Genomic DNA, 13,698 nt, shown 5'->3' with positions numbered 1-13,698 from the left:
GCCCGGCCTCGCGTCGCCGTCCCCGGGCGCCCCCGGCGCCGCGGCCGCCCGCCCGGCCGGCGACGGCACGTCGTCGCCGGTCAGCGCGATACCGGCGGCGACCGCCACACCGGCGACCACCGCGACCCCGACGCCCGCGACGGTGGCGGCCACCGGCCCGGCCTGCCCGATCTGGCCGCGCAGGAGATGCCGTACGGACTTCTGTACGGAGTGGAGCGCGCCGCTCCCGGCCGTGTGCCCGCCTCCGGCCGCGGCGGCGCCCGCGCCTGCGAGCGGCAGCAGGAACTTCGCCGAGCCGCCCGCCAGGAGCACGAGCAGCGCGGGCCCGGTGAGGGCGGGCAGCCGGTCGTTGGCGCGGGTCAGCAGCGCCATGCGGGCCTGGCAGTCGGGGCAGCCGGCGAGGTGGCCGGTGACGCCGTCGGCCTGTTTCGCGGTGGCCTCGCCCCGTACGAACGCGGGCATCCGCTCCCAGTGCGCCCCGCACGCCGGGTTGTCCGGTGTCCCGGGCACCGAGCCCAGGAACGCCTGCCGCATGCCCTCCCGGGCCCGGTGCAGGAGGACGGCCGTCGCGCCCTTGCCCGCGCCGATCGCCTTGCCGACCGCCTCCAGCGGCTGGTCCTCGGCCTCCGCCAGCCACAGCGCCGTGACCCAGCGCTGCGGGAGGCGGCCCATGACACGGGCGAGCAGGTCGACGTAGGCGACGCGCTGCGCGGGGTCCGCGCTCTCGGCCGCCGGCCCGGTGGCCGGCCATACCTGCCCGTCCTCGGGGTCCTGCGGTATCTCGCGGGAGGCCGCCGCGCCGACGGCCGAGGCTAGGTGCCGGATGGTGGTGCGCAGGTAGGCCGGGACGTTGTCGATGCGGTGACCGGCCTGGATGCGGCGCCAGACCCGGAAGTGCGCCTCGGCGACGAGGTCCTCCGCGAGCCAGGCGTTGGTGGTCAGCGAGCGCGCGTAGGCGACCAGGCGCGGGTGTTCGCTCTCGTAGAGCCTGGTGTAGTGGTCCGCCGCCGACGCCTGGGACTCTGCGGATGCTTCGGACATGGACCTACAACCCCTGACGTGTCACCCCCGCTGTCCGGACGCGCCAGGAGCGGTGCCCGGCCGGACGCCAGGGGCCCGGTCATCGGTACGCACTTCCGGGCAGACGCGTTCCGGTTCGGGCGGTCTTGCTTGGATTTCGCAAGCGTAAGGAGCACAGATCCCCACAACCAAAAGTTCGTGACGCACTTCACGCAGTCGTCGGGCGCACTGGCGTAATACAGGACGCGTCTTACGGGTCATAGAGGCAAGGACCCGTACACACGAGCATCCAGGGAGCCGGCGATGCCCTACGTCATCGACCAAGCCGTCCACGCCCGTCTCATCGCGACCGTGCCCCGGTCGAGGAAGGTGCCCGCGCGGCTGCGCTACGACAGCGGCGATCCGCTCGCGGTGCAGGTCGTCTTCCCGCCGGTGGCGTCGCTGGACGGCGCCGAGGTGGTGTGGACGTTCGCCCGCGACCTGCTGACGGACGGCCTGCGGGAGCCGTCCGGCAGGGGTGACGTGCACATCTGGCCGTGCGGCCCGGACAACACGATGCTGGAGTTCCACACCGCCGACGGCCTGGCCATGGTGCAGTTCCAGGCCCGTGACCTGCGCAGGTTCCTGATGCGGTCCTACGGTGTGGTGCCTCTGGGCAGCGAGGGCCGCTACCTGGACGTCGAGGGCGACCTCGCGGCCCTGCTGCGGGAGGCGTAGGCCGCCGGGTGCGGCGGTCCTGCCTCAGCCGCGCCCGAGGAGGGTGTTCAGCTCGCCGTAGTCGAGGCCGCCCGCCAGCGTCCCGTACGTGCCGGCGGTAAGGATCTCGCGGGCGGCACCGCGCACCAGGGCGTGTACGGCCTGCGCGATGCCCGAGCCGACGCTGACCCGGGCGGCGCCGAGCGCGCCGAGTTCGGCGACGGACGGCGCCCCGGGGCCCGCCATCACGTTCAGCGGGACCGGGATGCCCGCGGCCAGCGCCCGTACGGTCGCGGGGTCCACGACGCCCGGTACGAAGATCCCGTCCGCTCCTGCCTCTACATAGACGGACGCCCGCTCCAGCGTCTCCTTGAGCCGTGCCTCCGCGTCCTCGCCGGCCGCCGACAGATAGGTGTCGATCCGGGCGTTGAGGAACAGCGGCACACCGGCCGCGTCCGCCGCCCGGCGCGCGGCGGCGAGCCGGTCCGCCTGCTCCCGCGCGGGCCGCAGCGGGGCGGGCCCGCCGTGCGTGGCGTCCTCGATGTTGACGCCGGCCGCGCCCGCCGCGACGACCGCGCGGACCGTCTCGGCGACGTCCTTCGGGCCGTGCCCGTAACCGGTTTCGATGTCCGCGGTGACGGGGGCCGTGACGGCGGCGGCGATCCGCGCGACCAGGTCCAGCGCCCGGTCGCGGCCGAGCCGGTCGCCGTCCGGCAGACCGAGGCTCCAGGCGGCGCCCGCGCTGGTGGTGGCGATGGCGGGCGCGCCCGCCTCCTCGATGATGCGGGCGCTCGCGGTGTCCCAGGCGTTGGGCAGCGCCAGCGGGGCACCGTGCCGTCGGGCGTCGTCGTGCAGGGAACGGAAGGCGCGGGCCTTGTCCGCGAGTGCGGGGGCGGTCGGGGTGTCCGGAGTCGAAGAGTCGTTCATGTGCCACAGTCCAGCAGCAACCGGGGCGCCGCACCGGCGAGTTTCCGACCTGTACGTTGTCCCGCGTGCGGCCGGTTCGCCGGACGGCTCCGGGGCTCGCGTACCGTTTCGGCGGCCGCTTGACTTCGAGTGCGCTCCAGCATGAAGAGTGAGTGCCGAACCGACCACGGCACTCTTCGAGGAGCATCACCATGCGCACCACCACGCTCGGCAGCAACGGCCCCGAGGTCGGCGTCATAGGTCTCGGCTGCATGGGCATGACCCACGCCTACGACCCGGACGGCCGGGACGACGCCACCTCCGTGGACGTCGTCCGGCAGGCGATCGACCTCGGCGTGACGCTGATCGACACGGCCGACGTCTACGGCCCGTACACCAACGAGGAGCTGGTGGGCAGGGCGCTGGCGGGCGGCCACCGGGACCGGGTGGTCCTGGCGACGAAGGTGGGGCTGGAGTCCGCCGCGGACAAGCCGGGCGACCACACCGCGCTGGTGCGCAACGGCCGCCCCGAGCACATCCGCCGCTCCATCGACGCGAGCCTGCGCCGCCTGGGCACCGACCATGTCGACCTCTACCAGCTGCACCGCGTCGACCCGGAGGTCCCGGTCGAGGAGAGCTGGGGCGCGCTGGCCGAGGCCGTGGAGGCGGGCAAGGCCCGGCAGATCGGGCTGTCGGAGCCGACCGTCGAGGAGATCCGGCGCGCCCAGGCCGTGCACCCGGTCGCCTCCGTGCAGTCCGAACTGTCGCTGTGGACCCGGGAGGCCCTCGACGGGGTGCTGCCGTACTGCGAGGAGCAGGGCATCGCCTTCCTGCCGTTCTCGCCGCTCGGCCGCGGCTTCCTGACCGGCAGCATCACCTCCTTCGACGAGCTGTCCGAGGACGACTTCCGCCGCCGCCTGCCGCGCTTCCAGCAGGACGCGCTGAAGGCCAACCTGGAGCTGGTGGGCAAGGTCCGCGCCATCGCCGGGCGGTACGGCGTCTCCCCCGCGCAGGTCGCCCTCGGGTGGGTGCTCGCCCAGGGGCAGTACGTCATCCCGATTCCCGGCACCAAGACCCCGAAGTACCTGGTGGACAACGCCGGTGCGGCGGACGTCGCCCTGCCGTCGGCGGCGCTGGCGGAGCTGGACGCCCTGCCCGCGGCCGAGGGCACCCGCTACTGAGGGCCCCCGGCGTACCGAGCGGATCACCGCACGCCGGACCCTGCGGCGAAAGGCGCGACGGCTTCCCCGGCCGTCGCGCCTTCCCCGCGCCCCGCCCTCACCCCGCGCCGGCCCCGTCGAAGAGGCGCGCCAGGTGCATGTCCAGGAGCTCGACGGCCTTCTCCGGGGTGTGCACGTCCAGCAGGATGTACGTCGAGAGGCCGTCGATCAGGCAGATCAGCACCATCGCCTCGGCTTCGGCGTCGTGTTCCGCGCGCACCTCGCCCCGCTCCATGGCCGTACGCAGCTGGTCGGCGAAGAAGGCGCGCAGCCTGGGGATGCCGTCGCGGGCGTCGGTGCGCAGGGACGGGTCGTGGACGGCCCGGTGGAAGTGGGCCACGCCCACCAGGAAGCCGGTGCGGCTCTGTTCGTCCAGGGGCAGCATCCCCGTCAGGCACGCGCGGAGGACGACGCGGGGCGTGGGCTCCTCGTCCAGCGCCTCGATGCGTGCGCGGATGCGCTGCTGGGCGAGGGTCTCGATATGGCGCAGCGCGAAGACGAGCATCTCGTCCTTGGTGCGGAAGTAGTGCTGGAGCCGCCCCAGGGAGATGCCGGCCTCGGCGGCGACGTCGCGCAGGCTCGCGCCCTCCAGTCCCCGGGTGCTCGCGATCCGCCACAGCGCCTGGGAGATCTCCCGGCGCCGCGCCTCATGGTCCACCTTCTTCGGCACGTGACCGTGGCCTCGCCTTCTTTTACAAGTCGCTCGTACCGTTATAACGTACCGCTACTCAATACATGCGACTTGCAAAAGAACGGGGACCCTCATGCCCGCTCCCGCCGCCCCCCTGCTGCGGCCGCCCCGCAACCGGGTCGATCCGCGCGCCCGCCGCTGGTGGACCGTCCAGGCGCTGCTGACGGTCAGCGGACCGATGCTGCTCACCGCGCTCGCCCTGGCGGTCTGCTCGGTGCTGTTCTTCCCCGGCGCCCTGCCCTGGCTCGGCCCGCTCCTGCTCGTCGTGCTGGTGCTGCCGGCACTCGGCTACCTGCTGGTCATGCCGCGGTGGCGGTACTCGGTGCACGCCTGGGAGCTGGGCGGCCGCGCGGTGTACGCGGCGGGCGGCTGGTTCTGGCAGAAGCGGCGGATCGCGCCGCTGTCGCGGGTGCAGACCGTGGACACCGTGCGCGGCCCCGTGCAGCAGCGGTTCGGGCTCGCGACGGTCACCGTCACCACCGCCTCCACCGCCGGCGACGTGAAGATAGCCGGGCTGTCCGACGCGGACGCCGAGGAGCTGTCGCGCCGGATCGGCGAGGCCGCGCAGGCCGTGCCGGGTGATGCCGCGTGACCACCGCCGCACCCCCCGCCCCCGGCGCGCCGGCGCGGTGGCACCGGCTGGACCGGCGCACCCTCCTGGTGCACTGCGGCTGGATGGCCGCGCCGCTCGGCTCGTTCGCCCTGACCGCGCTGGCCACCGGCGGCCGGATCGAGACCGGCGCCTGGATCACGCTGGCCGCCATCGCGGGCTCCTTCGCGGTCCTCACCGTGCTCGGGCTGATCCGCTGGGCCCGTACGCACTACCGCGTCACCCACGACTCCTTCGAGGTGCGCAGCGGGGTGCTGACCCGGCGGCTGCGGTCCGTACCGCTGCACCGCATCCGTACGGTCGATCTGACCGCCTCGCCACTGCACCGGCTGCTCGGCGTGACCGTCCTGCGCGCCGGAACCGCGGGCTCCTCGGACGGCGGCGGCGAACTCTCCCTGGAAGCGCTGACCAAGGCCGACGCGGAGCGGCTGCGGACCACACTGCTCGCCCGCGCGGACGCCCGCGCGGCGTCCGAGGACCCGGTCGTCTCGCGCATCAACTGGCGCTGGCTGCGCTACGCGCCGCTCACCTTCTGGGTGATCGGCGGGGTGTTCGCCGCCGCCGGGGGCGCCTATCGCATCCTGGACGGCGCCGGCATCGAGCCGTGGAAACTGGGCATCGTCCGCAGCGCGTTCGACGAGTTCGGCGCCAGTGCGCTGTGGGTGACGATCCCGCTGGCGCTGCTGGCCGTCGTGGCCCTCGGCACGGCCGGCGCGCTCGCCCTCTATGTCGAGGGCTGGTGGAAGTTCCGCCTGGAATGGACCGACGCGCACACACTGCGGGTACGCCGCGGCCTGTTCACCACCCGGTCGGTGACCATCGAACGGGCCCGCCTGCGCGGCGTGGTCCTGCGGGAGCCACTGCTGCTGCGGGCGGGCGGCGGCGCCACCGTACGCGCGATCGCGGGCGGCCTGGGCAACCAGGAGGAGAACCGCAAACGCAGCGTCATCCTGCCACCCGCGCCGCGCACGGAGGCGGTGCGCACGGCGTCGGGAACGCTCCGCACCGGCTTCCCCGACGCCGGATTGCGCGCCCACCCGAAGGCCGCGCTGCGCCGGCGCCGCACGCGCGGGCTGCTCTTCGTCACGCTCCCCGGCACCGTCGCCCTCGCCGCCCTCGGCGCCTTCCTGACTCCCGTACTGCTGCACTGCGCCTGGGTCTTCGCGCTGCTGTCGGTGCCGGTGACGCGGTGGCTGGCCCGTGACGCGTACCGCGGCCTGGGGCACGCCGTCGACGGGCGGTACCTCGTCACGCGCTCCGGCACGTTCAGCCGGGACACCGTGGTGCTCCAGCGCGAGGCGGTCGCGGCCTGGACGTTCACCAGTTCGCCGTTCACCCGGCGGGCCGGGCTGGTCACGCTCACCGCGGCGGTCGCCGCCGGCGAGGACGGCTATCACGTACGGGACCTCCCGGCCGGGGACGCGCCGGCCCTGGCGGCGGCCGCGGCCCCCGGAATCCTGGAGGAGTTCCTGGCGTACGGTCCGAACGAGCCGGCGTACGGGGCACGGATTTCCGGCTTCTGCCGTGATCGCGAAACCTTGTCAACCCACCCGTTGCATCACAACCATGACGATGTGGACATGACATAGATCACACCCCTGTCACGTGCACGGTGAGGGCGGGCACACCGTCCTACATGGCGTAAGCCATGTCCCCGACCCGACAGCCGTAAGGGAGCAGCCGCGGTGCACAGTGTCATCGACCAAGCCGTCCAGGTACGTCTCATCGCGACCGCGCCCGGCCCGCACGCCGTGCCCGCGGTCCTGCACTACCACCCAGCCGACCCGCTCGCGGTGCGGATCTCCTTTCCTCCGGAGATCTCGCTGGACGGCGCCGCGGTCGACTGGGCCTTCGCCCGCGAACTGCTCGCCGAGGGGCTCCGGTCCGCTACGGGCGGCGGCGACGTACGGGTGCGCCCGCTGGGCCGGGACCGGACGGTGCTGGAGTTCCACGTCGAGGACGGCGTCGCGATGGTCCAGGTCGTCACCGCCGACCTGCGCCGCTTCCTGGACCGTACGTACCAGGCCGTGCCCGCGGGCCACGAGCAGCAGCACCTCGACGTGGACCGCGGCCTCGCGGAACTGCTCGGCGAAGCGTGAGAGGCGGGGCCTGAGAAACGGGGCCTGAGAAACGGGGCCCGAGAAGCGGGGTCGGGGAAGCGGCGTCCGGGCCGGGGCCCCGACGCCGCTTCCCACGCCCGCGGTCAGCGCTTCGGGAAACCGAATCCGTACCCCTGCTGCTTCATCCACGGCAGCAGCCGGTCCAGCGCCGCGACGGTCTGGCTGCGGTCGCCGCCACCGTCATGGAAGAGGACCGTCGGCCCGTTGTGCAGTTCCTTGCGCACCGTGCGCACGATCGCGTCGGTGCCCGGCCGCTCGAAGTCCTTGCTGTCCACGTTCCAGCCCAGCGGACGCATCCCCCGCTCAGCGGCCAGCTTCCTGCTGTACGGGGTGAACGCGCCGCCCGGCGCCCGGTAGTAGTCGACCCGCGGGCCGTCCGCCGCCTTCTCGATCATCTGCTGCGCGTCGACTATCTGCTGCGACTGGTAGGTGTCGGGCCGGTGGTCCATGCCGGTGTTGTGGCTGATGGTGTGGTCGCAGAGCTTGTGCCCGGCCGCCGCCACCTTCTTCACCAGGTCGGGATGCGCCTTCGCCTGCGGGCCGATCATGCAGAAGGTGGCCTTGACGCCGTTCTTCTTCAGCACGTCCAGCACCTTCGGGGTCCACACCGGGTCGGGCCCGTCGTCGATGGTGATGTTGAGGCTTTTGCCGGGGCGGTCGGAGGCGTGCACGATGCTCGGATCGACCTGCGGGGCCCGTGCCTGTTCGGTCGTGCCGGCGTGCGCCTCGGAGGTCGCGCCGGACTGCCCGAAGGTCAGATAACCGGCCACCCCCAGCGACGCCGCCGCCACCGCGGCCGCCGTGATGATCCCGCCCCGCTTGCCGTGCCGTGCCATTGCGTATCCCGTCCCTGTTGCCGTGCGCGTGCCACCGCGGACACATGTACGGGCGCCCCCGTCGGCGCCGTACGCTTTCCCCCTGCGGTGCACTCGCGCGTTCACTGCCTTGCATCCCGACAGATGCGAAGAACAGTGAGCAGGATGCGCCTGTTACCGATCCATCATGAAACTTATTGATACTGGTCCCATGCCCCGAGTACTTCTCATCGAGGACGACGCCGCCGTGCGCGACGGAGTCACCCTCGCGCTCCGCCGGCGCGGCCACGAGGTGGCGGCGGCGGCCAGCGGCGAGGACGGCCTGGACCTCCTCCCCGCCTTCCGCCCCGACATCGTGCTGCTGGACCTGATGCTCCCGGGCAAGGACGGATTCGAGGTCTGCCGCCACATCCGCGCCGACCGCCAGCTGCCGATCATCATGCTCACCGCACGCGGCGACGACCTGGACGTGGTGCTCGGGCTGGAGGCGGGCGCCGACGACTACATCGTCAAGCCCGCACGCGGCGAAGTGCTGGAGGCCCGTATCCGGGCGGTGCTGCGGCGCACCGCGCTGCCCGCCGACGGGGACGCCGGTCCCGCCGAGCCGGGGCCCGCGCCCGTGGAGACCTACGGCGAACTGGCCGTGGACCGCGCCGGACTCGTCGTCTCCAAGAGCGGCACGGACCTGCCGCTGGCCCCCTCCGAGATGAAGCTGCTGCTGTTCCTGTCCGCGACCCCCGGGCAGGTCTTCAGCCGCCAGCAGCTGCTGGAGCACGTGTGGGAGCACAGCTACCACGGCGACGCGCGTCTGGTGGACGCGTGCGTGATGCGGCTCCGTACGAAGATCGAGGACACCCCGCGCAGCCCGCGGTACGTCCAGACCGTGCGTGGCTTCGGCTACCGCTTCGGCCCTCTGTGAAGCGCCCCCGGCCCGCCGGCCGCGCGCGGCGCCCCCTCCTCCCCCGTTCGCTGCCGCGCGGGCTGCGGGTCCGGCTCGTCGTGGCGTTCCTGCTGGTCGCCGCGGTCAGCGCGCTCACCACGGCGGCGCTGACCTACCGTGAGGCCCGCAACGCCATCCTCCAGCGCTCCCAGGACACCGCGATCAAGGACCTGCGGGGGCAGGTCAATTCGCTCGCGCCCGACCTCGCGGTGCCGCCGACCCGCGCGGACGTGGACGAGTTCACCCGGCAGCTGGACCGCTCCGGCAAGGCCCGCGACTGGGACGTCTACGTCCAGTACAAGGGCGTCGCTGAGAACGACCCGAGCGAGGTGCGCCGCCGCGTCGACGTCCCCGCCGAGCTGCGCGCGTCGGTCGAGACCCGGCATGTGACGGCGTTCCAGCGGGTGGACCGCAACGGCGACCCGTGGCTGCTGATCGGTATGCCGGTGATGCAGTCGCAGACCGAGAGCCGCAAGGCGTCCCCGCTGTCCGTCTACGCGCAGCTCCCGCTGTACGCCGAGGAGGCCAACGTCGAGGCGCTGGTGAGCGCCGCGCAGCGGGGCGCCCTGCCGGTGCTCGCGCTGGCCGTGGTCCCCGCGCTGCTCGCGGCGCGCGGCGTGCTGCGGCCGGTGCGCGGCTTGCGGCAGGCCGCCGGGCGGATCGCCGAAGGCAAGCTGGAGACGCGGCTGGAGGTCAAGGGCGCCGACGAGCTGGCCGACCTGTCGCGGACGTTCAACGACATGGCCGCCAAGCTGGAGGAGAGCGTCGCGGACCTGCGCCGTATGGAGGCCAACTCCCGGCGGTTCGCGGCGGACGTCTCGCACGAGCTGCGCACGCCGCTCGCCGCGATGACGGCCGTCACCGACGTGCTCGACGAGGACGCCGACGCGCTCGACCCCGACACCGCCTCCGCCGTCCGGCTGATCAGCCAGGAGACCGGCAAGCTGGCCCGGATGGTCGAGGACCTCATGGAGGTCTCGCGCTTCGACGCCGGGGCCGCCGCGCTGCATCTGGACGAGGTGGACGTCGCCGAGACGATCCGCAAGACGCTGCAGGCCAGGGCCTGGCAGGACCGGGTGGGCACCGAGCTGCCGGAGGGGGTGCGGGCCCGCCTGGACCCGCGGCGGCTGGATGTCGTGGTGGCCAACCTGGTCGGCAACGCGCTGCACCACGGCGGGGAGCCGGTGCGGGTGCTGCTGCGGGCGCCGGAGCCGGGCGACGGCCGGCTGGTGATCCGGATCGTGGACAGCGGCCCCGGCATCGACCCCGAGGTGCTTCCGCACGTCTTCGACCGCTTCTACAAGGCGGACTCGGCGCGGGCCCGTTCCGAGGGCAGCGGGCTGGGTCTGGCGATCGCCATGGAGAACGTACGGCTGCACGGCGGGATCATGCAGGCCGCCAACGGTCCGGACGGCGGCGCGGTGTTCACCGTGGAACTGCCGCTGCCCGCAAGCGGGGCGGACGACGCCGCGCAGCCGCCGGACGCGGCCGGGGAGCCGTCGCGGGACTCCGCTGACGGCACCGGCGCCGACCGTACGGGCGGCACCCCGGCGGGCCCGGACGGCGGCGGCCCGGACGGCGGCCGGGACACGGCGGACGACGACGGCGACCGCCCGGCGAAGGCCCCGGCGGGCGGGCCGCACGGACGAGGGCAGGCCGCGCCGGCCGGAAAGGCGGACCAGACGTGAGCGTGCCGAACTCCGCGCGGGCCCGGCGGATCGCCCTGGGCGGGCTGCTGGCGGGCACCCTGGCCGGCTGCGGTATCGCGCCGACCGGTGTGATCGACGCGGGCGAGCCCGCCCACGGCGTCAAGGCGCCCGGAAAGCCCGCGCCCGACGTGCAGCTGTACTTCCTCGGCCCGGCCGGGATGCGCGCCGCCAGCCGTCCCGCGAACGCGCCGGTCGGCCCGGACGAGGCGATCCAGCTGCTGCTGGCGGGCCCCAACGACGCCGAACGGCAGCGCGGGCTCACCAACGTGCTGCCCGTCCTGCCCGGCCCGGTCACCGCGGACGCGCAGGACGGCACGGTCACCGTGCAGCTGCCCATGAACGCCAAGCGGCTCGACACCCCATCCATGAGCCAGCTGGTGTGCACCGCCGCCAACGCCTCCGTACCCGGCGGCCGCAGCCCCGCGGAAGTCCGGGTGACGCTGGTGGGCGAGGGGGTGCGGGTCGGCCCGATGGTGTGCGGCGGCACCAACGCCTTCCCGCTCATCCAGCCCGGCCCCTCGGTCGCCGCCAAGCCGGCCGGCTGACGCCGCCAAGCCGCCGGAGCCGCCACCGCACCGGTGGCGGCGGCCGGGCCGCGGACCTGCTGCGTTCCCGGCCGCTGCCGCCCTCGGCCCGGGTGCGTACATGCGCGTCACCCCGGGAAGCCGGACACTGGACCACCCGGGCACCCTCCCGGAACCGCACAGGGAGTGACGCCCGCGGACACTGCGTAACCCGCCTCGCCGGGACCACCGGACCAAGGGACGACGGGAGGGCACGATGGCGGAATCCGTGCTGCGGGACAGGACCGGGCGGGCGCTCGCCCGCCTGGTCGACCGGTACCTGGACATGCCCGAGCCGGTCGCGACCGATGTCGAGTGCGTCCGCGACCTGCGGGTGCCGATGCGGGACGGCACCGTGCTGCTCGCCGACCGCTACCGGCCGCGCGGCGCCGGGCCGCTGCCGGTGGTGCTGCTGCGCACCCCGTACGGCAAGCACAAGCCCGACATCAAACTGTTCGCGGGGGTGCTCGCGCGGCGGGGCTTCCAGGTCGTGGCGCAGAACGTGCGCGGCGTCTTCGGCTCCGGCGGCGAGTTCCACGCCTTCGTGCACGAGAAGGAGGACGGGCTGGCGACCGCGGCGTGGCTGCGCGAACGGGCGTGGTGCGACGGCCGGCTGGCCACCGCGGGCGCCAGCTACCTCGGGTACGCGGAGTGGGCGCTCGGCCCGTACCTCGACCCGCCGCTGGAGGCGATGTGCCTGGGCATCACCACCTCCGACTTCCCCGCCGCCTTCTACCCGGGCGGGGTGCTGGCGCTGCACAACATGCTGGTGTGGTCGTCCGCGACGGGCACCCAGGAGGAGGCACCGCTCGGCGGTCTGCTGCCGAGCCCCCTCCAGGACCGCCGGGTGCAGCGCGCGATGCGCAGGCTGCCCGTCGGCGAGTCCGACCTGGCGGCCATAGGGCGGCCCGAGCGCTTCCTGCGCGAGGTCAGCGCGCACGCGGAGCCGGGGGACGACTTCTGGGCGCCGATCGACCACCGTGCCGCGGCGCTGCGGACGGCCACCCCGACGAGCATGGTGACCGGCTGGTGGGACCTGTTCCTGCCGTACCAGCTGCGGGACTTCGCGGCGCTCACCGCCGCCGGGCGCCGCTCGCGGATCACGATCGGCCCGTGGGCCCACGACCGCAACGCGCTGAAGGCCACGCTCACCGACCATGTGTCATGGCTGAGCGCCCAGTTGGCCGGTGACACCACGCAGCTGCACCAGTCGCCGGTCCGGCTCTACCTCCAGCGGGCGGGCCGCTGGCTGGACTTCGACCGGTGGCCGCCGCCGCAGTCCGTGCCGACGCCGCTGCGCCTCCAGCCGTCCGGCGGGCTCGACTGGTCCGGGCCGCCGGACAGCCCGCCCGACCGCTTCACCTATGACGGCGCCGACCCGACCCCGTCGGCCGGCGGCCCGCTGCTGCTGCCGGGCGAGATCCGGCAGCAGGACAACTCGGCCGTCGAACAGCGGCCCGACGTGCTGGTCTTCACCGGCCGGCCGCTGCCCCGCGACCTCGACCTGATCGGCCCGGTGTCGGCCGAGGTCCACGTCCGTACGGACTCGGGGCACGGCGATGTCTTCGTACGGCTGTGTGACGTGGACCGGTCCGGGATGTCCCGCAACGTCACCGACGGCATCCTGCGGCTGCGCCCCGGCGCGCCGGGCGCGGACGCCGACGGAGTGGTGACGGCCCGGGTGGAGATGCACCCGACCGGCTACCGCTTCCTGCGCGGGCACTGCCTGCGGGTGCAGGTGGCGGGCGGCGCGTTCCCGCGGTTCGCACGCCATCACGGGACCGGTGAGCCGGTCGCGTCGGCCGTCGCCTGCCGCCCGGTGCGGTTCGAGGTCTTCCACGAGCCGGGCCGCCCCTCCGCGGTCGTGCTGCCGCTGATGACCGCCCCGGCCCCGTCCGGCGGGAGTGAACCGGCCTGACCGCGGTACTCGTCGCTGCGGCCCGCGCACCGCGTGGCCGGCACCGGTGACGGTGCCCTGCCGAGGGCCCACGGGGCCGAGGAGATGTCATGGGACTGGTCAAAGCCGCCGTGATCGTGCTCGACTGCGCCGACCCGGAGAAACTGGCGGACTTCTACGCCGAATTCCTGGAGGGCGAGATACACACCGAGCATCTGCCCGACCGGGTCGAGGTCGTCACCGACGGCGCGCAGCTGTCCTTCCGCCGGGACCTGAACATGACGCCGCCCACCTGGCCGCGCCCGGACAGCTCGCTCCAGGCCCATCTGGACCTCCTGGTGGACGAGGCGGACATGGACGAGGCCGAGCGCAAGGCGGTCGGCCTCGGCGCGCGCCCGCTGGACACGAAGGACGACACCGGCCCCCGCGAGGTGCGGATCTACTCCGACCCGGCCGGACACCCGTTCTCGCTGCGCTGCTCGCTCATGTCGGGGCCGAAGACCGACTGAGC

At 73.9% G+C, this 13,698-nt stretch carries 14 protein-coding genes; 10 read left to right on the top strand and 4 right to left on the bottom strand.

The window, feature by feature from the left end:
- The coding region (locus ACFV57_RS36195; protein WP_385241275.1) for a sigma factor at window positions 1-1,041 on the bottom strand (1,041 nt) is incomplete at its 3' end.
- Window positions 1,042-1,323: 282 nt separating this feature from the next.
- Between ACFV57_RS36195 and ACFV57_RS36190 the strand changes: the two genes are divergently transcribed.
- Complete coding sequence (locus ACFV57_RS36190) at window positions 1,324-1,737, top strand: SsgA family sporulation/cell division regulator (RefSeq protein ID WP_385241272.1); 414 nt, start codon at window positions 1,324-1,326, stop codon at window positions 1,735-1,737.
- 24 nt (window positions 1,738-1,761) lie between these two features.
- On the opposite strand, the gene ACFV57_RS36185 is transcribed toward ACFV57_RS36190, so the two are convergent.
- Entirely contained in the window at window positions 1,762-2,643 is an 882-nt protein-coding gene (locus ACFV57_RS36185) for an isocitrate lyase/phosphoenolpyruvate mutase family protein (RefSeq protein WP_385241269.1), read from the bottom strand.
- Between the two features lie 191 nt (window positions 2,644-2,834).
- On the opposite strand from ACFV57_RS36185, the gene ACFV57_RS36180 reads away from it, so the two are divergent.
- On the top strand, window positions 2,835-3,803 hold the full coding sequence (locus ACFV57_RS36180; protein WP_385241266.1) for an aldo/keto reductase: 969 nt from the start codon (window positions 2,835-2,837) through the stop codon (window positions 3,801-3,803).
- 97 nt (window positions 3,804-3,900) lie between these two features.
- Here the strand turns inward: ACFV57_RS36180 and ACFV57_RS36175 are convergent, their stop codons facing one another.
- Window positions 3,901-4,512 carry a TetR/AcrR family transcriptional regulator gene (locus tag ACFV57_RS36175; protein WP_385241263.1) on the bottom strand — a complete coding sequence of 204 codons (612 nt, stop codon included), beginning with the start codon at window positions 4,510-4,512 and terminating at the stop codon, window positions 3,901-3,903.
- 94 nt (window positions 4,513-4,606) lie between these two features.
- Between ACFV57_RS36175 and ACFV57_RS36170 the strand changes: the two genes are divergently transcribed.
- From ACFV57_RS36170 to ACFV57_RS36160, 3 genes are all read left to right on the top strand, one after another.
- Window positions 4,607-5,125, top strand: coding sequence for a PH domain-containing protein (locus ACFV57_RS36170; RefSeq protein ID WP_385241261.1), 519 nt, complete (start codon window positions 4,607-4,609; stop codon window positions 5,123-5,125).
- Complete coding sequence (locus ACFV57_RS36165) at window positions 5,122-6,732, top strand: PH domain-containing protein (protein ID WP_385241258.1); 1,611 nt, start codon at window positions 5,122-5,124, stop codon at window positions 6,730-6,732. Before ACFV57_RS36170 ends, ACFV57_RS36165 begins: the two co-directional genes overlap by 4 nt.
- Window positions 6,733-6,828: 96 nt before the next feature.
- Window positions 6,829-7,242, top strand: a complete 414-nt coding sequence (locus ACFV57_RS36160) for an SsgA family sporulation/cell division regulator (protein ID WP_385241255.1) — start codon at window positions 6,829-6,831, stop codon at window positions 7,240-7,242.
- Window positions 7,243-7,346: 104 nt separating this feature from the next.
- Here ACFV57_RS36160 and ACFV57_RS36155 read toward each other — a convergent pair whose 3' ends face one another.
- Window positions 7,347-8,099, bottom strand: a complete 753-nt coding sequence (locus ACFV57_RS36155; protein WP_385241252.1) for a polysaccharide deacetylase family protein — start codon at window positions 8,097-8,099, stop codon at window positions 7,347-7,349.
- 190 nt (window positions 8,100-8,289) lie between these two features.
- Here ACFV57_RS36155 and ACFV57_RS36150 point away from each other — a divergent pair, with 190 nt between their 5' ends.
- The 5 genes from ACFV57_RS36150 (at window position 8,290) to ACFV57_RS36130 (ending at window position 13,696) form a co-directional block, all read left to right on the top strand.
- Window positions 8,290-8,997, top strand: a complete 708-nt coding sequence (locus tag ACFV57_RS36150; protein ID WP_385241249.1) for a response regulator — start codon at window positions 8,290-8,292, stop codon at window positions 8,995-8,997.
- Window positions 8,994-10,706 (top strand): ATP-binding protein, encoded by a 1,713-nt coding sequence (locus ACFV57_RS36145; protein WP_385241246.1) that lies wholly within the window; start codon window positions 8,994-8,996, stop codon window positions 10,704-10,706. The genes ACFV57_RS36150 and ACFV57_RS36145 overlap by 4 nt, the downstream gene beginning before the upstream one ends.
- A complete protein-coding gene (locus ACFV57_RS36140) occupies window positions 10,703-11,272 on the top strand; it encodes a hypothetical protein (RefSeq protein ID WP_385241243.1) in 570 nt (189 codons plus the stop codon). Before ACFV57_RS36145 ends, ACFV57_RS36140 begins: the two co-directional genes overlap by 4 nt.
- A gap of 235 nt (window positions 11,273-11,507) precedes the next feature.
- Complete coding sequence (locus ACFV57_RS36135; protein ID WP_385241240.1) at window positions 11,508-13,208, top strand: CocE/NonD family hydrolase; 1,701 nt, start codon at window positions 11,508-11,510, stop codon at window positions 13,206-13,208.
- A gap of 89 nt (window positions 13,209-13,297) precedes the next feature.
- Window positions 13,298-13,696 (top strand): VOC family protein, encoded by a 399-nt coding sequence (locus tag ACFV57_RS36130; protein ID WP_385241237.1) that lies wholly within the window; start codon window positions 13,298-13,300, stop codon window positions 13,694-13,696.
- Window positions 13,697-13,698: the final 2 nt, after the last annotated feature.

The organism is Streptomyces sp. NPDC059788 (assembly GCF_042732265.1).
GTDB lineage: Bacteria > Actinomycetota > Actinomycetes > Streptomycetales > Streptomycetaceae > Streptomyces.
Note: the sequence above shows the minus strand (reverse complement) of the source record. Positions and strands in the feature narration are given on the sequence as shown.

What these genes read in the sequence shown, in the direction of transcription:
- ACFV57_RS36190 (WP_385241272.1), top strand. Translation starts at nt 1,324, where the DNA reads ATGCCCTACGTCATCGACCAAGCCGTCCACGCCCGTCTCATCGCGACC.
- ACFV57_RS36185 (WP_385241269.1), bottom strand. Translation starts at nt 2,643, where the DNA reads ATGAACGACTCTTCGACTCCGGACACCCCGACCGCCCCCGCACTCGCG.
- ACFV57_RS36180 (WP_385241266.1), top strand. Translation starts at nt 2,835, where the DNA reads ATGCGCACCACCACGCTCGGCAGCAACGGCCCCGAGGTCGGCGTCATA.
- ACFV57_RS36170 (WP_385241261.1), top strand. Translation starts at nt 4,607, where the DNA reads ATGCCCGCTCCCGCCGCCCCCCTGCTGCGGCCGCCCCGCAACCGGGTC.
- ACFV57_RS36155 (WP_385241252.1), bottom strand. Translation starts at nt 8,099, where the DNA reads ATGGCACGGCACGGCAAGCGGGGCGGGATCATCACGGCGGCCGCGGTG.
- ACFV57_RS36150 (WP_385241249.1), top strand. Translation starts at nt 8,290, where the DNA reads ATGCCCCGAGTACTTCTCATCGAGGACGACGCCGCCGTGCGCGACGGA.
- ACFV57_RS36135 (WP_385241240.1), top strand. Translation starts at nt 11,508, where the DNA reads ATGGCGGAATCCGTGCTGCGGGACAGGACCGGGCGGGCGCTCGCCCGC.
- ACFV57_RS36130 (WP_385241237.1), top strand. Translation starts at nt 13,298, where the DNA reads ATGGGACTGGTCAAAGCCGCCGTGATCGTGCTCGACTGCGCCGACCCG.